Below are 25,484 nucleotides of genomic sequence, written 5' to 3' on the forward strand. Positions count from 1 at the left end.
TTACATGATAGGCGTTAATAGTTAATTAGAGAACAATTTATTGGGTATTAGGAGTGTTTATGCTCAAAGTACAGGTATTTGATCTCGTATTGATTGTCAGCTTTATCAAACGCCATGAGATCAGCATCCCGGCGAAAATAATTTTGAATGCTGTAACGAAACTCAGCCCGGTTCGGAAAGCTTTTATCCATATTTTCTATAGTTAAACTTAAAAGCGGGTTTGCGGTGCTGATACTATAAAAGTAGCGTTCAACAGGTGCATATCCTTTACCTTGCTGGGTTAACTGCTGACTGCTGTACAACATAAAACCGGCTGTATCCAGTATCTTATAGGTCTGGTTTTGGCAAAACCTGAAATCCTGGTTATTTTGACGGTATCCAAATATTTCACTTTTAGATAGCTTTATTTTTTTACCCTGGTAAATCAGCGCTACATGCTTTCCGTTTAAAAACCCGTTCAGTTGGAGTTTATCATTTTTATCCAGAGCGTAACTTAATTTACCTGATTTGTAATCCTGTTCATTAAGATATATACCGGTGGCGTTTTTTGTACTTTGTGCTTGTGAACGTATACCTTGTATACAGATCACCATCACTACGATGAGCACTTTGATTGATGTTTTCATTTTTTATATTATTTAATGATACTATAAACTAATAGTATTTCTTTAAGAAGCCGGGCTGCAACTCCCGGCTCCAACCTTACTAAACTTACCCCGACACTTGAGCATAAGTTATTGCAGGTTTTGTAGTATTTTATTAAAACCTTACTAATAACGCCCCTATAAACCTTGTTTCGGATGGTACCAGATCGGGTATAAAATCTGTTGGTACGGGAGTGGTATTATACCCATCAGGAGAGGTTACGCCGCCGTGGCCAGCAAAGTAAGGCACACTGGCATGGCGATGTACCACCTCCAGGCGGAAGGTCAGGTAATCATTTGGCATCAAGTCAATCGTGGTTGAATAATCATAGCCATGAAACTGGTCGCCGGGATTAGCCGTAAACGGATGCGAACCGACTGCTCCTGTGTTGATAGCAGGTATGGGGTTGGCATCGCCTGTTGGATATAACACCAGGTAGCGACCCGGGTTATTGATCACACCACCGCCAACTGTCCAACCCAAATGACCTTTGGCCATTACCATACGGTGATAGATCATACCGCTGGCAAAATATTGAGCCGGCCCCTTAACAGGATCTGAGTGGAAACCATTTACGCCATCGCCTTTTTCAAAACCGATGTCGCCGGTGATGGAGAATGCCGCGCTGTTAACAAAGCTGCCTTTATCCTGACTTTTAAAATAGCGCACCTCAATACTGTTATCTGAGTGAAAACGCTTTCTACCAGGTTTATCCTGGGTATCGGCACCGTAATAGGTATTAGTCAAAGCCTGGAACCACTCAACAGGGCGCCATAAAATTTGACCGCCTATACCTGGCTGGCTATTAAACATGCCATATGATTGCCAGCCATTAATCAGCCATGGTTCAATTTTCAGCTTATCGCTTACAAATATCTGCACACGGATACCATTAAAAAACCAGGGGGTATTATCAGAAGTAAATGATGGTTGGTAGGCCCAGTTTTCGGCATTGTAATAAGAGAACAAACCTACGTATGACATGAATATACCCGCGTCAACGTTAATACCATTCAATACGTTAAAATGATAACCCGCATTAGCCTCACTTAAATAGCGATAGGCGGTACCCAGATCAAATTGCCCCCGGGTAACACTTAAATCATTGCGGGGTACTACAGTGGCCCGAGTGCCAAACTGCGTGAGCACACTTGCACGGACATTATCATAGTGAAAATCACCACCGAACGCAACGGTTGAAATTTCAAATTCGTGATCACGCGCCAACGCAGTTGAACCAACTACGGTATGATCGATAGGATTATTATTTGACGCGGTATAATTAAAATCGAGCAAGAAACGGCCGGTAAAATATTTAGTATCCAACAGGGCTTTGTGCCTGCGGTCGTTACCGTTAAGCCAGGTAAAATCGCCAAAAGCGAATGGCTCGGCTTTGGTTTTTACGGTATCCTTAACCATGACACTATCCTTTTTTAAGGCAGTTGCATGATCCTGGGAATAGGCAGTAGTTAATGTTATGCCTAAAACAAGTGACAATAGAAGTTTTTTCATTTTGAATATGGATATTATTTGTTTTTGTAGTGGGCTAAAGCTTTGTTTTATTGTTATTGCTCTGCCATAACTACGTTAGTACTATTTGCGGCTTAGTAGCCAATAGGTATACCAGACTGAAAACCTTGATGTATATTAATTGACTATCAGCAACTTATTTTTAATTCTATTTTTTGAATGTTGCTTTATAAAAGAAAACCATCTCACTTTACTAAGATGGTTTTCTCATTTTGATCAGTTCATGAGTATTTGGTATTCCTCAATTTTGCGGTAAAGTGTGGCCAGGCCGATACCGAGGATCCTGGCTGCTTCCGTTTTATTACCCTTGGTGTATTTTAATATACGCCTGATGTGGTGTCTCTCCACACTGTGCAGATCAAGTGCAACCAGGTCATAGTAACCTCCATTATGAAATTCATAAGGTAAAAGCTTTGGAGTAAGCAAGGGTTCATCCATCAGGATAACCACTCTTTCTATCACATTTTTAAGCTCCCTGATATTCCCGTTCCATTTGTGCTGGTTCAACAGTTTAAAAAATGTTGTATCAACATCTGGTATCTTCTTTTTAACCTTAGCCGAGTAAATTTTAATAAAATGCCGGGCCAACACTTCTATATCCCCTATCCGTTCGCGCAACGGGGGCAGCACTATAGAAAACCCGGATAGGCGGTAAAACAGGTCAAGCCGAAAATGCCCTTCCTCCGATTCCTTTTGCAGATCGCGGTTGGTAGCAGCAATCAGCCGTACATTTATTTTGGTGGTTTTGGTTTCGCCAATTTTAATAAAAGTACCATTTTCCAATACGCGCAATAATTTAGCTTGCAGATCATGACTCATTTCTCCTAATTCATCTAAAAAAATTGTTCCGCCGCTGGCCTCTTCAAACAGCCCCTTTTTATCTTTAACAGCTCCCGTAAAAGCCCCGGCTTTATAACCAAACAGCTCGCTTTCCAATAATTCTTTACTAAAAGCGCTGCAGTTAACCGCCACAAAAGGTTTATCTTTTCTTAAGCTTTCATAATGTATAGCCTCGGCAAATACTTCTTTACCCGTACCCGTTTCTCCCAGCAGTAAAACGGTCGCATCAGTTTTAGCTACTTTTTTGGCCAGTTCAACAGCTTCCAAAATAGCGGGCGATCGTCCTAAAACAATGGGGAAGCCGTGTTGTGCTTCTACCTGATCCTGCAGCTCACTTACCTGGTATTGTAAGTTGGCCTTTTGTATAGCTTTGCTTACCATGGGTATGATCTTATCATTATCATCGCCTTTGGTAAGGTAATCAAAGGCCCCGTTCTTGATGGCTAAAACCCCATCACTGATGGATCCGAAAGCAGTAAGATTGATCACTTCTATATAAGGTTTAATCTGCTTGATCTTACTCACCAGATCTACCCCATTGGCGTCGGGCAACTTTACATCGCTCAGCACAACCATAATATCCTCACGCTCAACGATACGTATCCCTGTTTTGGCATTTGCCGCCTGTGTTACATGATACCCTTCCAGGCTTAGTATACGGGCCAATAATTCGCTGAGCTTAACCTCGTCATCAATTATTAATATGTTTGATTTCATTTCTGTACTTGTTTGGATTGTTGATCAACATCAGCGGCAGGGTTTCCAATAGCCTGACGTAAGTGTTGATCCCTTTTTTGATCTCTTCGAGGTAAATAAACTCATCGGAGGAGTGAGACCTGGCAGAATCCCCAGGGCCTATTTTTACTGATGGAATAGTTAACCAGGCCTGATCTGAAGTGGTAGGAGAGCTGTAGGTTTTGCACCCTATAGCAATACCGGCCCGCACGATCGGATGATCAACCGGAACTGAAGATGCCCCCAATGACCCTGGACGCACGATGATCTGGCATGACACATTCTTTTTAATGGTATCCAGGATCTCCTGCTGGCTGTACGTATCATCATTACGGATATCTACCGTAAACTCACATAAAGCAGGTACAATATTATGCTGTAAACCCGATTTGATGATGGTGATGGTCATTTTTACCGGCGGCAATCCTCTAAACTGTTGCGGAAACTGGTAATTTCTGAACCAATCCAGGTCTTTCAGGCATTTGTGAATAGCATTATCCCCTTCTTCCCTGGCAGCGTGACCCGAGCGGCCGTTGCTGATGCAATCAATCACCAGGTTTCCCTTTTCGGCAACCGCCATTTGTAATAAGGTTGGCTCGCCTACAATGGCCAGCTCTAATTTACCCAATAAGGGTAAAATGGATTTAATACCGTTTTGACCGGAGTTTTCTTCCTCCGCAGTAGCTGCCAGACAGAGGTTAAAACCCAGGCCCTGGTAACAATAAAAATGCAGAAAAGTAGCGATGAGCGATACCAGGCACCCTCCGGCATCATTACTACCCAGGCCATATAGTTTTCCTAATGTTATTTCGGGGCAAAAAGGATCATTGGTATAGCCTTCGTTGGGCCTAACCGTATCTAAATGGGAATTGAGCAGGATGGTAGGTTTAGTACCATCATAGTATTTGTTATAGCACCAAACGTTATTACCTTTTCTTTTTACTTTGATGGAGTAACCGGCCAGATATCGCTGTACAATATCTGCGACCGCACCTTCGTTGCCACTAAATGAAGGTGTTTTAATTAATTGTTGCAGCAAACTTACCGACTCACTAAAAAGCTGTGCGTTCATAGGCAGGCCTGTCCATAACGGAGAAACATCTGCCCGCTCATTCAAATCTTTTATCATAACCATAAATAATTAGTTTAACTGTGGATCAAACAACATGGCGGTGCACAAACAATTGCACCTGTTTTTACTTTGCAGTACATTGTAGTTAACACAACTTTTACAAGCGTCCCAAAACTTGGTTTCCTGCGCAACCTCTGCATAGGTTACAGGTTCAAAACCCAGTTTGGTATTCATTTTCATAATGGCCAAACCCGAGGTGATGCTGAACACCTTTGCAGATGGATATTTGGTTCGGGATAGTTCAAATATTTGTGTTTTAATTTGGGAGGCTACACCCAGGTTACGGTGTTTCGGAGATACAATAAGTCCGCTGTTCGAGACAAACTGTTCATTATCCCAGGTTTCTATATAGGAGAAACCAACCCATTCGCCGTTTTCGGTTACGGCGACTATCGCTTTACCCTCATCTATTTTTTCTATGACAGAGGCTGCAGATCTTTTGGATATTCCCGAACCTCTTGCTATTGCGGAACTTTCCATTTCATGGATAATCTGGTCGGCAAAGACCACGTCAGACGGAATGGCTGACCTTATAATAATTCGTTCATCTTCCATTTCTTTTTTTAGTTTATTTCAGTTACAAGCATGGATTGTTTTTATAACTGTATATACCCTATTGCCAAAAGAATGCCCATTACATGGGTCTATGCGTATTTATGTGTTTAGCTCATTTAAACGCTGATTTTATTTTACAACCCTATGCCAGGGCATAAAAAAAGCCTATCAAAATGAAAGGCTTTTTTTTCAATTTAAGCAGCATTGAGATCATTGTACAGGATGGTGGTGTACGGTGTTACCTGCGTAATGTTCCAGGTAACCATCTTCATTTACTGCAAATTTGCTTGTTCCGGTAGCGTATGCTGATTTTTTTCTTTTGGGGCCAGCTAAGGGAATAATGATAATCGCCAATAAGGCTACTATTTTAAGTACGATATAAACTGATGCCATGATATAAATATTTGACTATTAATAAATCAGGGCACACAAACCAATAACATGCCATAAAATGCCTGTTGCCATAAATCCTGCTTAAAACGGGATAGGGCAATAAAATAGCCTTATTTAAAAAAATCGGGAAGAATTTCAGCTATCATTTTGGAAGGGAAGACTTATCAAAATGATACATCACCATATAAAATTTATCGATTGGGATACCCATCCCTCAAATGTATAAGTGATGAGTAGAAAAGTATAAATCAGCCAGCGCCTTTCGCCGCACCTTTGCTTCAGCAATTAAATATAAAAGCAATGAAAAAGACAGTATTAATAACCGGCGCTTCATCAGGATTTGGAAAAGAGGCCGTTAAATTATTTCATAAAAACAACTGGAACGTGATAGCTACCATGCGTTCACCAGAAAAAGAAACAGAGCTATCGGCACTTGACCAGGTTTTGTTAACCAGGTTAGATGTAACCGACAAAGCCAGCATACAAAACGCCGTAAAAGCCGGCATCGAAAAATTTGGTACAATTGATGTATTGGTGAACAACGCGGGCTATGGTTCCTTTGGCGCGTTAGAAGCTGCTACAGAATCCGAGATCAAACGACAGTTCGATGTTAATTTCTTTGGACTGATCGAAGTAACACAAGCCTTAATACCGGTTATGCGTCAACAAAGATCGGGCGTTATCATCAACGTTTCTTCTATAGGCGGCAAGGTTACCTTCCCATTCTCGTCACTTTACCATGCTACTAAATTCGCGGTGGAAGGTTTAACAGAATCTATACAATACGAACTCAACCCATTGGGCATCCACTTAAAAATTGTTGAACCGGGCGGCTATAAAACCGAGTTCGCAGGTCGTTCGATATCCATCTACGGCGTTGGCGAATCAGGTGATTACCAGACTCCCTTTGATAAATTTATCAGCGCGTTAGAGCAATGGCCGATGTCTGAAAACATTAGCGAAGTGGCCGATGCTATTTATGAGGCGGCTACCGATGGTACCGAAAAATTGCGTTACCCTGTAGGTCATGACGCCGGGCCAATAATTGAGGCAAGGCACCAGATGGATGATGTGGATTTCAAAAAAATGATAGTAGGCCAAATGGGCATTTAGTAGGGAGCAAAGATTTTTGGAACAAGGAGCAAGGACTTTTCTTTTTTCCTTAGTCTTTGCTCCTTATATCCTTGCTCCTTGTTCCAAAAATCCTTACTCCCTAACCTGCGCAGCCTTCCCTTTTTTATAGTAACTTTATCTTATCAATAAAAAAATGCCCAATAAATACATTGACCTCAAATCCATCAGCGATCTGCACCGGATGGTACAATATGCCCCACCCAGGCATCCCCTGGTGAGTGTGATTGACCATTGCGACTTTTATAAAAGCTATCGTCCTAAAGCAGATGTGTTTTATCGCTTTGGGTTTTATATTATTTCGTGTAAAAAGTTCGACGGGTTATTAAAATACGGCAAGGGGCATTATGATTTTAATGAAGGCTCCCTGATGTTTACCGCTCCCGACCAGGTTATTGGCCCGGGACCCGATGTTGAAGTAGAGGAAGGCTGGGCATTGTTCATCCATCCCGACCTGATACATGGTACAGACCTGGGCAAGAAGATACATCAGTATTCGTTTTTTAATTACGAGATAAACGAGGCGCTGCACATCTCGGAGAAGGAAAAACAGATCATTAAAGATTGTGTGGCTAAGATCGAAAAGGAGTACGCGCAAAATATCGACAAGCATTCGCAAGGCCTTATCGTGAGCAATATTGAATTGCTGTTAAATTACTGCAACCGGTTTTATGACCGCCAGTTTTACACCAGGGCCAAAGTTAATTCGGATGTGGTACAGCAGTTTGAAAAGCTATTGAAAGATTATTTTTCGCAAAACAACCTCATAGAAACAGGTCTGCCAAACGTGGGTTATTTTGCATCCAGGCTCAACCTGTCGCCCAACTATCTGTCTGATTTGTTAGGTAAATTCACCGGTAAAACCACACAGGAACACATCCACCTCGAACTGATAGATAAAGCGAAAACCATGCTGTGGGGCACCAATCAGTCCATCAGCGAAATTGCCTACGGATTGGGCTTTGAGCACCCATCGCACTTCACCAAGATCTTTAAAACAAAAACGGGTAAATCGCCCAGCGAGTACCGGTTGATGAATTAGAAGCTGAACAGACAAACCATTGTACTAAAAAAGTGGGTTTACATGGTTTACACTTTTTATGGTTTACAAATATGTAATTATATTAAAATCAATTACTTAATATATTTATACCCTAAAAAAACGGTTTACAGTGTAAACCATGTTTTTGGGGTATTTCCAACATTTGTAGCTTGGCTCTGTAGTCGAGCGACTACAGGGGCTACAAAATCACTTCTCAATAAAGCTGTATCCCCTTTTCCCTATAATCATCCAATACCTGGTTATCCGGATCAAGATCGGTGATCAGGTAATCAACCTTCGCCAGCGGACAAACGTTCATGCGTTGTACGGAGTTTAATTTCTCAGAAATACACATGATCACCAGGCGGTTGGAGGCATTGATCATCGCCTTTTTCAGATGGACGATATTCAGGTCGGAATCGGTTACGCCATCGGCTATCGAAATACCGTTGGTGCCTAAAAAACAAATATCAAACTTAATCTCATGCAGATAATTCACTACCTGTGAGCCCACACAAACCTGCGAATCTTTGGAGAACTCCCCGCCTATCAATATCACCGTAACCAAAGGATGATCGGCCAGTTGCAGCGCCACCAGCGGACTAATGGTAAATACTGTAACCGCCAGGTTTTGCGGCAGTGCCTGCATCATTTCCAATACGGTGGTACCGCCGCCGGTTAACACCATCATGCCGCTTTTAATAAGGCCGATAGCTTTACGGGCAATGGCCTTTTTGGCATCAACCGCGTAGATATCGGTATGCTGAAAGGGGTAGTGGAATGATTTGGACAGGGCGCCGCCATGCACTTTAACAATCTGCCGGGAATCATCCAGCTCCATCAAATCGCGCCGTATGGTATCTTCAGATACGTTTAGCGCCGTGGCCAGATCGGCTGATAATACTTTGTTATGCAGGTTTATTTGTTTGATGATAAATGCGTGGCGTTCCTTTTTAAGCATATACAAATGTAGTTTTTTGTAACAATCCTGAATCAGGTGTATTTATAGCGCTATAAACATGCGGTTATTTGCAACTTATAAAATAAAATCAGATAAATAGCGCATAATTAAAAATAAATTATACATATATTTAGCACAGACTTTATTACTATGCGGTTTTATGCAGGATTCACCGCCTGGTACCGGCAAAAATGATCTTAACGGTTTTTGCCCGGGAATTTGCAACTAACAAACACTATATAATTAACCCATTTAAGTATGAAAAAAAGTTTACTCTTTTTTTTCCTGGTATTATGTTGTTGTGCCCTAAAAACCATGGCGCAAGTGCAAAGCATTACTGGAAAAATCACCTCGGCGGATGATGGAAGTCCATTACCCGGGGTATCCGTAAAAATTAAAGGAACCAACACCGGCACTCAGTCCGATTCAAAAGGCGCTTATGCCATCAGTGCAAGTCCTGGCCAGGTTATCGTGTATTCTTTTATAGGCATGAAGCCTCAGGAAAGAACAGTTGGCGCCGCTACTGTAATAGACATAGCGCTCCTATCGGATGCCACCATGTTAAAAGAAGTACCTATTACGATAGGCTTTGGTGTAAAGGCCGACAAGCGTTATTCTACTTCGCCGGTACAAACTGTTAAGGGCGAAGCCATTCAGCAAACCCAGCGCGAAAACTTTATCAATGCTTTACAGGGCCGTGTGGCCGGCGCTACTGTTACCCCCACCGGCGGTAACCCCGGTGCGTCATCATCTATCGTATTACGTGGTTTAAACTCCATTGGCGGTTCAAACAGCCCCCTGTTTGTTATTGATGGTATCCGGGTAAGTAATGACGCGGTTGACCAAAGCTCCCTGGCATCCAATGGCGATAACCGTCGCGAGGATTTTACCAACCGTATAGCGGACATCAACCCCGACGATATTGAAACGGTTACGGTGCTGAAAGGTGCAGACGCGGCCGCGGTATACGGTTCATCAGCATCGGGCGGTGCTATTGTGATCACCACCAGGAAAGGCCATGCCGGCCCGGGTACAGTTACTTATGATAATGACTTTGGCTTTGCTACCGCCTATCGTTTCCCCAAAATTCAAACGGTTTATGGCGTGGGGCAAAATGGCAGCAGCAGCGGTATTGTACGTACGCTATTCGGTCCGGCTTATGCGCCAGGTACAAAAACCTACAATAACCTGCAGGATATTATGCAAACCGGTCATACAGTGATCAATAACTTGGCCTTTGAAGGTGGTAACGAGATCACTACTTACCGGCTTTCGGCCTCTATCCGGAACACTACGGGCGTACTGCCGGTAGCCTATAACGATAAGATTTCGCTGCGTTTTTCGGGCACGTCAAAAATCTCGTCCAAATTAACCAGTAGCGCTTCGTTCAACTATTTTAATATCGATAACCGTAAACTGAACAAAGGCAACTCCGGTACTTATATCAACGCGTTGGCATGGCCTTCCAATGATGACGTGCGCAATTACCTGAATCCCGATGGTACCCGCAGGTTGATACTACCCGCAAGTGCGTCAAATATAACATCGGATGCTACGGTGGATTTTGACAACCCACTTTGGGATGCCCATAACAACATCAGCCGCGATAAAACGAATCGCATGATCGGTAACGTCGACCTGTCGTTTGATGCCGCATCCTGGCTTAATTTCAGGGCCTTGGCCGGTATTGATTATGCCGCGACAGCAGGTAATAACTTTGTAAGCCAGTACAGTTCATCGTACCAAAACTCGCCGCTAAACAGCTTTGCGGCCACCAGCGGTATTGCCACCGGCGGTATCATTGATAATTACAACGATGGCAACCTGCAAATCAACGGTTCGTTCTTCGCTACCGGCAAAAAGCAATTTGGCGATTTTAAAACCACGCTGGCGGTTGGCGCCGAAGCCATTTCCAACTCGGATGAGATCAATGGTTATTATGGCGAAAAATTCATCCAGCCCGATTTTAACAACATCAATAATACCACACCAACCACACAGCGTTCATCAGACTATGTGAAAAAAGTGCGCTACCTTTCAGGCATCGCCAGGTTGGGTTTGGTATATAAAGAAATTTTAACCCTGAATGCTACCGCGCGTGAGGAATATTCATCCAAACTATCGGGCACACAGCAGGACCATTATTTTTATCCATCCGTTGGTCTCGGTTTTATATTTACCGAGCTGCCGGGCTTAAAGGATAACCCCATATTATCATTCGGTAAAATAAGGGCATCCTATGCCGAAGTGGGTAAAGACCCTACGGCTCCATACAAAATACGATCGACCCTGTTACAGCAAACCACTACAGGCGGCGGCTTTGCCTATGACGTTACCGGCAACAACCCCAACCTAAGGCCCGAGCGCGATAAAGAGCTTGATCTGGGTGCCGAATTTCAGTTTTTTAACGGTCGTTTAGGTGCCGATATCAGCTATTACGAAGTAAAGGCAACCAACCAGATCTTTAATCCCCGCATCAGCTATGCATCAGGGTACATACTGGAATACATTAATGGTGGCGAAGTAAAAAACCACGGTTTTGAAGTATCCTTAACCGGCGCGCCTGTTAAATCAAAAAACTTTAACTGGGATGTATTATTAAACTTTACCGCGGCCCGCGGCAAAGTAGTGAGCCTGGGTGGCTTGCCGGAGTATTATAACTCCGATACCTGGATCTACTCCAACGTGCGTTCAAGCATTTTTCCGGGCAGCAGCACTACCAATATCGCGGCCTATGGTTATGCCCGCAATAAGGCCGGCCAGATCCTGATCGATCCAACCAGTGGTATCCCTATCAGTAACGTAACTTTTGGTGTAGGGGGCGACAAACAGCCAAAATTCAGCATAGGTTTGGGTAACCATTTTACTTTTAAAGATTTTGATCTGAACTTCCTGTTCGATATACGCAAAGGCGGGGATATATTTAATGGCAACGAGCTTTTCATGACACGTTATGGCTTAAGCGCCCGTACGCTGAACCGCATGGCCCCTATTATTGTACCGGGTGTTTTAAAAGATGGCAACGAAAACTCGGCTAACCCTACCGTTAACAATATCCAGATTACGCCCAATACACAGAATAACTATTATGCCAACGCCGTTGATGCCGATTTTATTGAGCATAATATTAACTGGGTAAGGTTAAAGGACATCACGTTAAGCTACCGGTTACCGCAATCGTTATTAAAACGTCAAAGCGTATTTAAATCGGCTAGTGTGTTTGTAACCGCTACGGATGTATTTATCATCACTAATTATTCCGGGGCAGATCCCGACGTGAACGGCACCAACTCCTCCACTTTAGGAACAGGCGCTGCCGGCTTTGATTATGGTACCGTACCTACACCGAGGGTAATTTCTTTAGGTTTAAAAGTGAAGTTATAAAAAGAAGACAACATGAAAAGTTTTAAATATTCCATATTGACAATGCTTGTGCTGTTTTCGGCAAGCAGTTGTAAAAAATATATAGATGTAAATACCAACCCCAACGCACCGGTCACGGCTGATGCATCGGCCCTGTTGCCGCCTATACAGGCGGGTATGGCACGCGGTGTTTGGTACGATAGCCGTTATATAGGCCAGTATGCCCAGGTATGGGGATCGGCTACGGCCAACAATGTTTGGGACGAAGAAGGTTATCTGCCAGCGTCTGACTCCAACGGCGAAATGTGGCGCACGGTTTATTTTAGCCTGGGGCAAAACATCACCCTGTTATGGCAGGATGCTATCCCCAAAAAGAAATGGGATTATGTGGCCGTGGGCTACGCGCTGCGGGCATGGGGCTTCCAGACCGGCGGCGATCTGTATGATCATATGATCGTGAAAGAAGCCTTTGACCCTACACGCCTCACCTTTGATTATGATGATGGTTCTGTTGTTTACGCCGAAGTGGTAAAAGATTGCCAGCTGGCCTTAAATTACATGAACCTGGCCATTAAAACCGATAACCAGACCATATCGCCAACACTGGCCAAAGGCGATTATATGTACTACGGCGATCGCAGCAAATGGATCAAATTCATTTATGCGATACTGGCTCAGAACGCGCTGCATCTAAGCAACAAAGCCTCATTTAATGCCGATAACGTAAAGAAATATGCCGACAGCTCGTTCGTGAGCAATGCGGATAATGCCAGCGTAGAGTGTAAAGGTTCACAATCTGGCGATTCCAACTTCTGGGGACCATCAAGGGGTAATATTGGCCCGTACAAACAATCAGACTTTATAGTTCGCTTGTTGGATGGCCGTATTTTTACCGGCTCTACCACACAGGATACTACTTTGGATCCGCGTATTAAACAATTGATATCGCAAAGCAAGGATAAAGTATACCGTGGCGTTATCGGCACCAATGGCGACCCTAACGCCTCAGATGCCACTACCCTTATACCCTATTTATTTGGTAATGGTGTAACCAGTTATCCTACTACCGCCCCTTATGCACAACGCTATATCTATAATGATAATTCACGCGGCGTATTAATGACCTACGGCGAAGTACAATTCTTCAAAGCCGAAGCCTTATACAAAAAAGGTGATCTGGCCGGTGCATATGCGGCCTACATCAATGGGGTTAATGCCAGTTTGGATTTTGTAAGTAATCCGCCGCAAGCCGCATCACTTACCGGTAACCAAAAATTCATATCCTCAGCCGCCATAGCTGCTTATATGAGCGGGCCATGTGTTAAGCAAAGCGCCTCTACCTTGACCCTGGCCGATATCATGCAGCAAAAATTCATCTCGCTGTTTGTATGGGGATCACTGGAAGCCTGGGCCGATGAGCGCAGATATAATTACGATACCAACATTTTCCAGGGCTTTAGTAAACCGGGCACACTTTACCCTGATAACGGGGGCAAGCAGGTTTATGTGGTACGGCCGCGCTATAACTCAGAGTATATCTGGAACGTGCCAGCCCTCAAGAGTTTTGGCGCCCTTGACCCGGACTATCATACTAAAAAGCCATGGTTTATTTTACCTTAATTATTTCAAAAAAAGACATTATGAAAAGGAACTTTTATATCATTACATGCCTGTTTTTGATCATGATCACAGGTTGTAAAAAAAATACCATCACCCAGATATCCCAACCGGCAACGGGTGCACAACTGAGGTTTATACAAGCTATCCCCGGCCTGCCCGCTGTTGACGAGTATGTGAACGACAAAAAGATAAGTCCGCAGCAAAACGTGGGGTTAACAGATAATTTAAAACCTACATCGATCATTACGGGTATCACTTACCCGGCGGCTTTTAACACTGCCACGCAATATGGTGGTCTTTACCCGGGCGGTACATCGGTTAATTATGCATTGGTGGCCTCGGGCAATGCAACCATTAAAATTGCAACTTCGACCCCGGTACCCGCATTGGTGAGCCCTCAAACCGCAGCACCCAACACAACCGTTGTGAGCCTCACCTCATCGCTTGCCGAACGGGGTACTTATTCCTTGTTTACCATCGGCTATCCGGATAAACCAGGTTCCATATTTGTGGAGGATAAGTTCCCTACTGCCGATATGACCAAGATCTACGTGCGATTTGGCAATTTTATACCCAACAGCCCGGCACTTGATGTAACAGGCGTTTACACTGCCGCAGGTGCTACTACGGCCACTACATTAACACCCTTTACCAGCATTACGGCAAACACATTAACCGATTTTTTACCCATAGATGCTAATGCCGTAGGCACTACCGGGTACACCTTCCAGCTGTACCTGGCAGGCACAAGCACCAAGGTTGGCGCTGTTACCAAAGCCATCAACATGGCACCGGGCAGGTACTATACCATTATGGCCAATGGCTTGTATGCAGATTATGTGGTTGGTACTACCGGCATTACCTTAAAGGCCACTGCCAGGCCAACCAAACCAACTGATCCTAACAGCCTGTTACCCGAAATATATTTTAACCCGCCGGGCATCAGTTATTTTACCACCAAATAAGGCTATCGATCTATCAAAAGCCCCGAATATTTCGGGGCTTTTTTGTTATTAGGATGACAAGGCTTTTTTTAACCCTGGTATATTTGCATCGGGTTTCTTAATTTTCAAACGTCGCAATATCCTATGAAACAACTACCACAGATACCTCAATCGAGCTTTGATTTTTTAAACGCGTTGAAACAGAACAACAACAGGGAGTGGTTCAACCTGCATAAAGCCCAGTTTGAAAAAGAGCAAGGCCACCTGCAGATTTTTGCCGAAGCCTTGTTGCAGAAAATGAACATGCATGATCTGATAGAAACCGTTTCCGGCAAAAAGAGTCTTTATCGTATTTACAGGGATACCCGCTTTTCCTCCGATAAAACGCCTTACAAAATACACTGGCCAGGTAGTTTTAAACGTGCCACCAAATACCGCCGGGGCGGGTATTATTTTCATATTGAACCGGGTAACAGCTTTATTGGTGGTGGTTTCTGGGGACCAAATCCGCAGGATCTGAAACTGATCAGGGAAGACATAGCCTTTGATGCCACCCCGCTCAGAAATATATTGAATGACCCCACATTTATTTCGGTATTTGAAACGTTGAAAGGCGAGCAATTAAAAACAACTCCTAAAGGTTTTGATGCCGGTCATGAGGCTATTGACCTGTTACGGTATAAACAATTCCTGCTGATGAAACGCTTTACAGATGCCGAAGTTTTAGACCCTCTTTTTGTTGACCAGGTAAACAGCACATTTAAAAACATGCGCCCCTTTCTGGATTACATGAGCGAAGTTCTTTCTACCGATGTGAATGGGTTGGCGATTTACTAATTCAGCCGGATACCCTTTTAATCCCCTTCTTTAAATCCATAATTCACAAGAGTTTATCGGGTTTATAATATTGCCCCTATTACTTCAGGATTTTACCCCTTGTTTTTTCTCAAAGTGGCGAGCTTTGTTATGATCAGTGCCCAAGACTGTTCGCAACCGATTATTTAACCAAAACCATCAAAATGAGAAAAGCATTCATCTTATTGCCTATACTGGCAATAGCACTATTTGCATCCTGCAACAAATCTATCAACCGGGTACCTACCGACACCGGCGCTTCAAAAAACCTGGCGAAGAACACCCATTCAATCGGCACAACGTATTATGTAGACCCGGCGGGTAACGACAGTAACAATGGGCAAAGCACAGCCACCGCATGGCAAAGCCTCAGCAAAGTAAATACCCAAACCTTTTTACCCGGCGACCAGATCCTGTTTAAAGCCGGGGGTAGCTGGAGCGGACAGCTTTTGCCAAAAGGATCGGGCAGTTCCGGGAGCCCTATTGTTATTGATATGTACGGGACAGGTAGCAAACCAGTAATTAATGGCTCGGGTGCCGATACAACCGGGGCAGTTAAATTAATAGGTCAATCTTACTGGCAAATAAAAAATTTAGAGGTTACCAACAAACAGACAGCGGGTGGTACATCCAGGTTATATGGCATTCATATTAAGACTGCTACTTCTACCGCTTTTACCAATGTACAAATTTTGAATTGTTTTGTGCATGATGTCAACTCTTACACCACTGAATCTAATACAACCCTGTTTAACAAAGGAACAGGAGGAATAATAGTTGGAGGGAATAATAGCGAGGTACTCATAAAAGGTTGTCACGTAAAAGATGTAACTGTAGAGGGTATCAGGAATACAGGTGGAACCTGCTCTCACATCCTCATCGATAGCAATTTGATAGAGAATGTTTATGGCGACGGTATTGTATTAAACGGGGTCAATACCAATTCGGCCATTACCAGGAACATTGGCAGGAATTTATGCTATAATACAAACACCTACAACTATGCGGGTATGTGGACATCTAATAGCGTGGGAACCTTAGTGGCACACAACGAAATATCTGGCATTACAGGTGGCGGTGCAAATGATGGTGAGCCTTTTGACGCAGACCTGGGCGTTAACGGCGACATTTTTGAATACAATTATACGCACGACAACAAAAGGGGCTTTATGCTGTTTATGCACGGCATTAGCAATGTAACAGTACGTTATAATATTAGTGTAAATGATGTAGGAGACGGAATTAGATTATTTTTCTACGACCCCGGAAGTCATACCAATATTAAAATTTACAACAACACGTTTTTTATAACTGGGAATGTTGCACAATTATTTTATAACGATTTTAACAACACCAGTAATACTACCGAGTTTAGTAACAACATTGTTTATTGCACAGGCACAGTAGCCAAGTTTTCACAAAACGGCACAAGCGCTAACTGCCTTTTCCGTAACAACTGTTTTTATCCGCAATCCATGACATCTGTTAACGGTCCGGCAACGGGAACAATGTCAGGGAGCGTGTATTCAGATCCCCAATTTGTAAGCGCTGCTTCCGGTGCTACCACCAACTTTAACCTGCAATCAACTTCACCTTGTATTAACATGGGAACAGTTATGGGGAGCAATGGAGGTATTGATTTTTATGGCACTGCTTTACCTGCCGGCGCGCCGGATATCGGTTTTTACCAGCATATCTCCACCGGGACAACAAGTATACTGAATGCCACCGCCGATGCTTACGTACGGGATGGTAGCTATGCCACCACAAACTATGGCACTTTAACTTATACTGTAGTTAAATCAGATGCTGTAGGTTACGCCCGGAAAGCCTATGAGAAATTTGATCTCAGTTCGGTACCCGCATCAAGCGTGCAGGCTGCCACGCTTAGTTTATATGTAAACGGTGTAAATACAGCACCTACCCGTACCATTTCGGTATATACGACACAAACCGAAAACTGGGGCGAAACATCCATCAATTGGAACAATGCCCCAACAGATACTACTTATGTAGGGCAAATAGTGGTAACCGGCGTTGGCACCTATGCCCTGGATATTAAGAACGTCATCAATACACAATTGGGAAACTCAGATCATATCGTCTCGTTCTTATTGAAAAACAACGGTGCCAATAGCTCAACCAATGATATCACCCTTAACAGCCGGGAGGCCACGAGCAATCAACCCACATTAACGGTTACCTATTGACAAAAAGTGGGTTTACATGGTTTACACTTTTTTCGACCCAAATCCACATATATAATTGATAATCAAATAATTATATCATTTTTACAGGATAATACAATGAATTTATGTTAACCGACTTTCGTCTCTTCAAGGCCTCCTGAAAGAGTAATAGCCCATGAGTAAACATAGCACATCAATGATATCACAAAAAGCGGGGCTGTCACCCTGAGCCCCGTCGAAGGGTAGAGCGCAAAGGCCTGCCCACCATGCTTCGACGGTGCTCAGCATGACATCCTTTTTTAGCGAATGTTTACTCAGGGCTACTCCCGAAAAGGACATCATAACACATATTAAAAATACCCGGGAACAATTGTCCCCGGGTATTTTTTTTGGACAAGCCGGCGGATTGGCGCAGATATAAAACTGATGAGCATTATCATCTTACCATCATAAAGCTTAAATTAGATAACAATTTTTTAAGCTACCCGTCTCTCCTATACATCATATTTAATAACCTCTATGAAAACCTCCATCAAACTCGGCATAGCAGCCTTAGCCTTTAGCATATTTTCAGGTTCAATTTCAAATGCTTATACCATCAATAAATCGACCATTGCACCTCCATCCATCAGCAATAGCCCAAACATCAAAAACATAGTTCTTGTACATGGCGCCTTTGTAGATGGATCGGGGTGGAAACCTGTTTATAATATACTGGTTAAAAAAGGCTATCACGTAACCGTTGTGCAACAGCCCTTAACTACATTTGAGGGCGACGTTGCTGCCGTTAAAAGAATTATCGCCCAGCAAAACGGACCTTGTATTTTAGTGGCTCACAGTTATGGCGGTGCCATTATTACCACAGCAGGGAATGATCCTAAGGTTGCAGGATTGGTATACATTGCCGCTCATGCTCCTGATAATGGCGAAAGTGAAGCTGGCAACGGAAAGCTTTATCCATCGGCCTATAAATCACTTCAAAAGGGCGCGGATGGCTTTGATTATATCGATCCATCTAAGTTTTACGCTGATTTTTCTGCAGATCTTCCAAAAGAACAAGCGGAGTTCATGGCCAACTCACAGATGCCTACTGCCGACATTGTGTTTCATGCCATTATAGCAAACCCTGCCTGGAAAGTAAAACCAAGCTGGTATATGGTAGCCAAATCCGACAGGATCATCAATCCCGACCTGGAACGGATGTATGCTAAACGGGCCCATAGCCACACGGTTGAGATAGCAGGCGCCAGTCACTCCGTATTTGAATCTCACCCCCAGGATGTAGCCAAATTAATTATTGAGGCCGCCACGCAATCCGCTAAAAAGAAATAATTACCCCATTTTTTAACAATGAATCATCAGATAAAACCCCATATCTCTCTTTTTATCGGTGCTTTTGCTGCAATATTATTGCTGTTTAACAAAAATATAGCCGTTGCGCAAAGCGCTGTCCAAACAGAAGAGATCCCGCTTTGGCGGGGTACGCCTCCGGATGGCCCGGGTCCGCAAGGGCCTGAAAATATAAGCGCGAAGGGTTCCTACACCAACATTTCTGCGCCCAGGTTAATTGTTCACAAGCCAGAGCATCCTAACGGAATAGCCATACTGGTGATCAGCGGTGGCGGCTACGCTCATCTGGAAGCCGGGAAAGAAAGCACCCCGGCTGCTAACTGGCTGCAGTCTGAGGGAATTACAGCATTTGAGCTTATCTATCGTTTACCCGGCGAAGGCTGGGCTAATACCAATGTACCTTTTGAAGACGGGCAACGGGCCATGCGTATCATCAGGAGCCTATCAAAAAAATATGGATATGATCCGCACCGTATCGGGGTCATGGGCTTTTCGGCAGGTGGTCACCTTGCCGGGATAACGGCAACCACATTTGATCAGCAATTCTATACTCCTGTTGATAAAACTGATCTTGTACCCGCCCGTCCGGATTTCGCCGCACTGCTTTACCCGGTGATAACCATGCTGCCACCATATGATCATACGCATTCAGAAAAAGAGATTATAGGCAAACACCCCGACAGGGAGGCTCAAAAACGCTACTCGGTGCAACTGCATGTTACCCAGAAAACGCCACCTACCTTCCTGGCCCAGGCAGAGGATGATCCTATCTCCAATGTGCAGAATAGCCGTTTAATGTACACGGCATTACAAGATCATCAGATACCAACCGAAATACACCTCTTCCCCATCGGCGGGCATGGCTGGGGCATGGGCGCGCCCGGTTCTCCTGAGCAGGAATGGCCAAAATACTTTAAAGCCTGGCTCACAAAAATGAATATCTACCGATAACTTGAACGAACGATCAGCAAATCAAAAAGCTCTGCAACACGCAACGCTTTTATATAAAAAACCGACAAATAAAAATACCCCTATTATTTACGTCCCGGCAAGATCAATCGCTTACGGTTTAGCAAGGGCAATATCTATTTTCCCATCCTCCATACCTTCTATATTCTTGTCAGTAAATATGGTTTTGGAAGTTTTCTCCAGGGCAGTTAACAGATCTTCTGTACTACCTTTGGCATGAGCCACTAAAATAATAGAACCGGTACCGCTAAATTTCATTTTAGTGCTATCAACTCCGGCGCAAGCTTTTACATTAGTATTCAGCTTCCGGAGGTTTTCCATGGTGATACCTTTAATAGTAATAACCGTTTTATACCCCGAAAGCGCGTTAACAGGTGCGGGTGCAGCTGCATCAACTTTCTTTTTCTTTTTAAAGAACCCTAAAACTTTATCGCCGGTGCCACCGGCTCTGCCCGCGGTATTTGTCGCGTTATCGGCCTTGTTAAGTAAGTTATTTGCTTTGTCGATAATACTCTGTGCTTTCACTGTAGATATCCCTGTAAGTACAGTGAGCAAAATTAAAACGATAAGATTTTTCATGACGGATTGGTTTGGTTAATGCTTGTATAGATTATTTGATAAATGCTGGTAAACTTTACATAGTTCCCTTAGATGTGTTGAGGTTATAGGGATATCTTACACATCATTAATTACTATACAAAACTATTTCATAAATACATCAATGGAAATACCAGTATTTTTGGAATTATTTATACCAGTTTTTAGGTAGTTTTTAAAAACATTAACTTCACTTATAATAATTATTAACCGTATGGCAACTATTTCAACCACGTATATTGGTGATTTAAAGACTGAAGCGATCCACCTGCAATCGGGTTCTAAATTGATTACCGACGCGCCGACTGATAATCATGGAAAAGGGGAAGGCTTTTCGCCAACAGACTTGCTTGCCGAATCATTAGCCGGCTGTGTTTTAACAGTAATGGCTTTGGCTGCGCGCTCGCACGGTATCAATATGGATAATACCAAATGCGATGTTTCCAAAGTTATGGCTGCCAACCCGCGCAGGGTAGCAGAGATCATCCTCGATTTTAAATTCCCAATGGACTATACCGATCAGGAAAAAAAGATCCTCGAATTGGCAGCGGCAACCTGCCCTGTCTCTATAAGTCTGCACCCGGATCTTAAAAAAACTATCAATTTTGGATGGTAACACTATCGGTACACAATCAATAATGGTTTTAGCAGAAATACAAGCCGACATACAAGCAATAGAACAAGACGAGGCGATCTACCAGGAAATCAATTTTAACAGCCGGGCAAATGCTATCGACTTTATTGATTTCCACATCCTTGACCGGATTGAAGGACTGCTGCAAAACCCGGAGCAGACAGAAGAATTAAATATACTCCAACAATGCGCAGAAAAGGTAAAATCCGAGCTGGAAAAAATAGATAGCAACCTGTTTAAACAACTCCGGGAAAAGATCAGAACCGGCATGTATACCGGAGCATCTTTCAGAAAAGCTATTGATCAATATTTTGAACATGATGTTAGTCAGCCAGATAAGATCGGTTATGACAACCTGGATGATTTCATCAACGGGCTTTTATCTGACCAGGTCATTCCTGAAGCTACCATGGAGCGGGAACCCGAAATGGTATTTTATCAAAAAACACCCGCCAGAATAATATTCGAGATAGTGGAACTTGCCGACTTAAGGCAGGAGGATGTCTTTTTTGATCTGGGATCGGGCTTGGGCCAGGTAGCCATCCTGGTGAATTTGATCAGCGGTGTAGAGGCTAAAGGAATTGAATATGAACCGGCTTACTGCAATTACGCTAATACATGTGCACGGCAGCTCAACTTATCCAACGTTGATTTTATCAATATAGACGCGCGGCAGGCAGACTATTCCCGTGGCACGGTATTCTTTTTGTATACACCTTTTGAAGGAGAGATCCTAAAAACCGTGCTGGAAATATTGCAAAAAGAACCCCGGAACAGGACGATCAGGATTTTTACTTATGGCCCTTGTTCGGAAATGGTAGCTCAGCAGGATTGGCTCAGTTGTGTCCATGGCGAGGCGAATGATCCATATCAACTATGTGCGTTTAAAAGTTTGTAGATATTCAGGGCTGCAATAGTCTGGTTGAAGATGTAAAATGTCTAACTCGGCCACAAACAGATAAGTAATTTTCTGCTTGGGTTGTAGCTTAGCACATAACCGGGATAATGTCGGCGATAATTTACTTTATCTTTGCCTTACGACCATTTGCATTCCCGTAAAACAATTGATTCTGAATGAAAAATACAAACTTTAAAATATCTCCGAGGATCATATGGGCCAGTTCAATCTTTCTGGGTTTATTATCATCTGTCCCGCAAATTGCGGAGCGGCATTTTAACCCGGCAGAAGCTACAGTAAACTCGGCAATTACCGGTTTATTTGCCCTGTTTGTATGGTATTATAATATATACACGCTGCGCGGAAACCCGGTTACCAATCGTTCAAACAGAAGTTTCTCTTATTACCGGCTCATGAGCAGTCTATTGATCGGTATTGGAGTCATGCTGGCTTTAGCATCGATACAGCAATTAATTTTATCGCACATCAATTTCGGACCGGTAATGTTGATGGTTGAGGTGCGGGGTATACTCATTAACCTGGTTTTTTACATGTTCATACACCTCATGTATCAAAACTACAAAAACCAGCAGGTTAGTATCGAACTGGAGCGCACCAAATCCGACAACCTGGGAGCGCAATACGAATTATTGAAACAACAAATTAATCCCCATTTCCTATTCAACAGCCTAAATACGTTGAAGGCTATGGTAGAAACTCATGATAAAAATTCGGTAGATTTTATTCTGAAACTGTCCAATTTTTATCGATTTACACTGGAAAGCCGCAAGTTGGATCTGATCCATCTATCAGAAGAACTGGAAATAGTGGAAGCTTATAATTTTTTATTAAAGGCCCGGTTTGAAGATGGGTTTACTTTTACTAATACCATCAGCGAAAAATACTTTGGCACCCTCATTCCTCCGTTTACGTTACAACTGCTGATAGAAAACTGTATCAAGCATAATGTGGTATCATTGGAGCGCCCACTGCATATTCAACTTTATGAGGAAAATGATAGCTTAGTGATGGAAAATCAGATGCAGCCGAAAAGAAATGAGGAATCATCATTGGGCGTAGGGCTAAAAAACATCAGCCTGCGTTACAGCCATCTGTTAGACAAAAAGATCGAGATCATTAATGACAATAAAATATTCAAAATAAAACTCCCGGTAATACATGAACATTATCATCATTGAAGACGAATTAAAAGCGGCCCGGTCATTGGAAAACATGATAGCCGAGGTTAGGCCGCAGGCAAAAGTGATAGCACAACTGCAGAGCATCGAAAGCTCCATAAACTACCTGACTGAAAACAAGCAGCCCGACCTGATATTCATGGACATCCAGCTTTCTGATGGCCTTTGTTTTGAAATTTTCAAATCCGTTAAGATCACTTGCCCAATCATTTTTTGTACCGCGTTTGATGAGTATTCGCTGGAAGCATTTAAGGCCAATAGCGTAGATTATGTGCTGAAGCCCTTTTCAAAAACCGATATCACCGATGCTTTTAAAAAGGTTGATGAGCTTAAAAACTTTTTCCAGCAGAGTATTATGCCCGATCTGGGTAACCTGTTATCACAAATTGCACCACCGGCTGGCAAAAAGAGTTTCCTGGTATTTAAGCACAACAAATACACCACCGTATCTACCGATAGCATCGCTTTCTTTTATATCCGGAATGAGGCTACATCCATCATGTGTTTTGATCAGCAGGAGTACTCTTTAAGTCAATCGCTTGACCAGGTGATCAGCTTATTATCACCCGTGCAATTCTTCAGGCTAAACAGGCAGTATATCGTAAATTTTAACGCGATAAAAGAGGTGGAGCACTACTTTATGCGTAAGTTATTTGTAAAACTCACTATCCCTACACCCGAGAAATTGTTGATTAATAAAGAGAAAGCCCCTGTTTTTTTAAACTGGCTCGAGAACAGGTAAACTACACCGGTAAGCCCAATATTTTGGAGTTCATAAATGTCCGGTCGGACCGGGATTATGACTAACTGAGCCTTTTTGCACTAAATAAGCAACTGTTAGGAGAATACTTTTGAGGTAATTAAAAAAATCAGAAGATATGAAAACTCTCAAAATTTTAACTTTTTGCGCGGGTGCGATAGCATCCTTATTGATAGTGACCGTTTTGATCGATCCATCAACGGCATCTCCTAAAAAAGACACCCCCCCGGTTACCGGAAAAGGATTTGCTTTGCTGGAACTGTTTACATCCGAAGGCTGCTCAAGCTGTCCGGCAGCCGATGATCTGTTGGCCAAAATTCAAAAAGAATCAAAAGACAAACCCGTTTATGTACTGGCCTATCATGTTGATTACTGGAACCGCCTGGGCTGGAAAGATGTGTTCAGCAACGCTGAATTTTCAAAAAGACAGGTTGCTTACGGCCAATGGCTCAATAACCCTCAAATTTACACCCCACAGGTTGTGATCAATGGTAAAGCCGAATGTATAGGATCGGACGAGCCGGCTCTTCGCAATGCTATTTCCGGGGCATTGGCAGGCACAGCTTCGGCAGGCGTTGCCTTACAGGTTCAGCAGGATAAAGATAAGCTGGCTATCAACTACCAGGTAACCAGCGGTTCGGCAACAGACAATCTATTGATAGCTCTTGTACAAAAGTCGGCTATCAGTAAAGTGGCAGCCGGCGAAAACAGTGGCCGGACCTTAGCACATGCACAGATAGTACGCCAGCTGCAAACCGTCAACTTAAATTCAGATAAAAAAGGGACAAGCACTATTAAAGCTCCTCTGGGTTTTAACCCACAAAACTGGGAGGTAGTTGGCTTTATCCAAAATACAACTACCGGTGAAGTTTTATCTGCAACCCGGGCCAACCTGAACGGCAATACCAACGTTAAAAGTAATATATTATGAACAGCACAGGAAAGTATAGACAAAGTAGATTATTAATCTCTATCATATCGTTATTTTCTATGTCGTTCCTCACCAGGGCACCATTTGAAAATAACCCGCAGGATTGTGCTATGATCAGCATTGCAGGAAAAAAGAGTAAAAGCAATCAGCCAACCGATGAGGATACTATGCGACTATCCGTATAAGCAAGCCATCCCAGCTCTTCAAAAGA

The 25,484-nt window shown here is 43.2% G+C and carries 23 protein-coding genes; 15 read left to right on the plus strand and 8 right to left on the minus strand.

Annotation, left to right across the window (positions count from 1 at the left end; all coding sequences use genetic code 11):
• Nucleotides 1–47 precede the first annotated feature (47 nt).
• From BLR84_RS22215 to BLR84_RS22240, 6 genes are all read right to left on the minus strand, one after another.
• On the minus strand, nucleotides 48–626 hold the full coding sequence (locus tag BLR84_RS22215; RefSeq protein WP_090472458.1) for a hypothetical protein: 579 nt from the start codon (nucleotides 624–626) through the stop codon (nucleotides 48–50).
• Nucleotides 627–759: 133 nt separating this feature from the next.
• Nucleotides 760–2,157 (minus strand): outer membrane beta-barrel protein, encoded by a 1,398-nt coding sequence (locus BLR84_RS22220; protein WP_090472459.1) that lies wholly within the window; start codon nucleotides 2,155–2,157, stop codon nucleotides 760–762.
• 234 nt (nucleotides 2,158–2,391) lie between these two features.
• Nucleotides 2,392–3,732, minus strand: a complete 1,341-nt coding sequence (locus tag BLR84_RS22225; RefSeq protein WP_090472460.1) for a sigma-54-dependent transcriptional regulator — start codon at nucleotides 3,730–3,732, stop codon at nucleotides 2,392–2,394.
• Nucleotides 3,707–4,879 (minus strand): M20 family metallo-hydrolase, encoded by a 1,173-nt coding sequence (locus tag BLR84_RS22230; RefSeq protein ID WP_369829195.1) that lies wholly within the window; start codon nucleotides 4,877–4,879, stop codon nucleotides 3,707–3,709. Before BLR84_RS22230 ends, BLR84_RS22225 begins: the two co-directional genes overlap by 26 nt.
• Before the next feature lie 12 nt (nucleotides 4,880–4,891).
• Nucleotides 4,892–5,437 carry a GNAT family N-acetyltransferase gene (locus BLR84_RS22235; protein WP_090472461.1) on the minus strand — a complete coding sequence of 182 codons (546 nt, stop codon included), beginning with the start codon at nucleotides 5,435–5,437 and terminating at the stop codon, nucleotides 4,892–4,894.
• A gap of 210 nt (nucleotides 5,438–5,647) precedes the next feature.
• A complete protein-coding gene (locus tag BLR84_RS22240; protein WP_090472462.1) occupies nucleotides 5,648–5,830 on the minus strand; it encodes a hypothetical protein in 183 nt (60 codons plus the stop codon).
• A 300-nt stretch (nucleotides 5,831–6,130) separates the two neighbouring features.
• On the opposite strand from BLR84_RS22240, the gene BLR84_RS22245 reads away from it, so the two are divergent.
• Nucleotides 6,131–6,943 (plus strand): SDR family oxidoreductase, encoded by an 813-nt coding sequence (locus tag BLR84_RS22245; protein ID WP_090472463.1) that lies wholly within the window; start codon nucleotides 6,131–6,133, stop codon nucleotides 6,941–6,943.
• 154 nt (nucleotides 6,944–7,097) lie between these two features.
• Entirely contained in the window at nucleotides 7,098–8,003 is a 906-nt protein-coding gene (locus BLR84_RS22250; RefSeq protein WP_090472464.1) for a helix-turn-helix domain-containing protein, read from the plus strand.
• Nucleotides 8,004–8,217: 214 nt separating this feature from the next.
• Here the strand turns inward: BLR84_RS22250 and BLR84_RS22255 are convergent, their stop codons facing one another.
• The gene (locus BLR84_RS22255; RefSeq protein ID WP_090472465.1) at nucleotides 8,218–8,964 is read right to left on the minus strand and encodes a DeoR/GlpR family DNA-binding transcription regulator; all 747 of its coding nucleotides are present in this window, start codon (nucleotides 8,962–8,964) and stop codon (nucleotides 8,218–8,220) included.
• 258 nt (nucleotides 8,965–9,222) lie between these two features.
• On the opposite strand from BLR84_RS22255, the gene BLR84_RS22260 reads away from it, so the two are divergent.
• From BLR84_RS22260 to BLR84_RS22295, 7 genes are all read left to right on the plus strand, one after another.
• A complete protein-coding gene (locus tag BLR84_RS22260) occupies nucleotides 9,223–12,348 on the plus strand; it encodes a SusC/RagA family TonB-linked outer membrane protein (protein WP_090472466.1) in 3,126 nt (1,041 codons plus the stop codon).
• Between the two features lie 12 nt (nucleotides 12,349–12,360).
• Complete coding sequence (locus BLR84_RS22265) at nucleotides 12,361–13,947, plus strand: SusD/RagB family nutrient-binding outer membrane lipoprotein (protein WP_090472467.1); 1,587 nt, start codon at nucleotides 12,361–12,363, stop codon at nucleotides 13,945–13,947.
• 20 nt (nucleotides 13,948–13,967) lie between these two features.
• A complete protein-coding gene (locus BLR84_RS22270) occupies nucleotides 13,968–14,912 on the plus strand; it encodes a DUF4397 domain-containing protein (RefSeq protein ID WP_176852129.1) in 945 nt (314 codons plus the stop codon).
• Nucleotides 14,913–15,035: 123 nt separating this feature from the next.
• The gene (locus tag BLR84_RS22275) at nucleotides 15,036–15,728 is read left to right on the plus strand and encodes a DUF2461 domain-containing protein (protein ID WP_090472469.1); all 693 of its coding nucleotides are present in this window, start codon (nucleotides 15,036–15,038) and stop codon (nucleotides 15,726–15,728) included.
• 182 nt (nucleotides 15,729–15,910) lie between these two features.
• Entirely contained in the window at nucleotides 15,911–17,956 is a 2,046-nt protein-coding gene (locus BLR84_RS22280; protein WP_090472470.1) for a CBM96 family carbohydrate-binding protein, read from the plus strand.
• A gap of 498 nt (nucleotides 17,957–18,454) precedes the next feature.
• Complete coding sequence (locus BLR84_RS22290; protein WP_090472472.1) at nucleotides 18,455–19,267, plus strand: alpha/beta hydrolase; 813 nt, start codon at nucleotides 18,455–18,457, stop codon at nucleotides 19,265–19,267.
• An 18-nt stretch (nucleotides 19,268–19,285) separates the two neighbouring features.
• Nucleotides 19,286–20,236: an alpha/beta hydrolase gene (locus BLR84_RS22295; protein ID WP_090472473.1), complete on the plus strand. Its 951-nt coding sequence runs from the start codon at nucleotides 19,286–19,288 to the stop codon at nucleotides 20,234–20,236.
• Between the two features lie 111 nt (nucleotides 20,237–20,347).
• On the opposite strand, the gene BLR84_RS22300 is transcribed toward BLR84_RS22295, so the two are convergent.
• Nucleotides 20,348–20,833, minus strand: coding sequence for a hypothetical protein (locus BLR84_RS22300; RefSeq protein WP_090472474.1), 486 nt, complete (start codon nucleotides 20,831–20,833; stop codon nucleotides 20,348–20,350).
• 232 nt (nucleotides 20,834–21,065) lie between these two features.
• Here BLR84_RS22300 and BLR84_RS22305 point away from each other — a divergent pair, with 232 nt between their 5' ends.
• From BLR84_RS22305 to BLR84_RS29770, 6 genes are all read left to right on the plus strand, one after another.
• Nucleotides 21,066–21,467 (plus strand): OsmC family protein, encoded by a 402-nt coding sequence (locus BLR84_RS22305; protein WP_090472475.1) that lies wholly within the window; start codon nucleotides 21,066–21,068, stop codon nucleotides 21,465–21,467.
• 22 nt (nucleotides 21,468–21,489) lie between these two features.
• Entirely contained in the window at nucleotides 21,490–22,383 is an 894-nt protein-coding gene (locus BLR84_RS22310; protein ID WP_090472476.1) for a hypothetical protein, read from the plus strand.
• A gap of 176 nt (nucleotides 22,384–22,559) precedes the next feature.
• On the plus strand, nucleotides 22,560–23,582 hold the full coding sequence (locus BLR84_RS22315) for a sensor histidine kinase (RefSeq protein ID WP_090472477.1): 1,023 nt from the start codon (nucleotides 22,560–22,562) through the stop codon (nucleotides 23,580–23,582).
• Nucleotides 23,563–24,324 (plus strand): LytR/AlgR family response regulator transcription factor, encoded by a 762-nt coding sequence (locus BLR84_RS22320; RefSeq protein WP_090472478.1) that lies wholly within the window; start codon nucleotides 23,563–23,565, stop codon nucleotides 24,322–24,324. Before BLR84_RS22315 ends, BLR84_RS22320 begins: the two co-directional genes overlap by 20 nt.
• Nucleotides 24,325–24,460: 136 nt before the next feature.
• Nucleotides 24,461–25,273: a DUF1223 domain-containing protein gene (locus tag BLR84_RS22325; RefSeq protein ID WP_090472479.1), complete on the plus strand. Its 813-nt coding sequence runs from the start codon at nucleotides 24,461–24,463 to the stop codon at nucleotides 25,271–25,273.
• On the plus strand, nucleotides 25,270–25,458 hold the full coding sequence (locus tag BLR84_RS29770; protein WP_143013971.1) for a hypothetical protein: 189 nt from the start codon (nucleotides 25,270–25,272) through the stop codon (nucleotides 25,456–25,458). Before BLR84_RS22325 ends, BLR84_RS29770 begins: the two co-directional genes overlap by 4 nt.
• Nucleotides 25,459–25,484 lie beyond the last annotated feature (26 nt).

The organism is Mucilaginibacter sp. OK268 (assembly GCF_900103125.1).
Lineage (GTDB): Bacteria > Bacteroidota > Bacteroidia > Sphingobacteriales > Sphingobacteriaceae > Mucilaginibacter.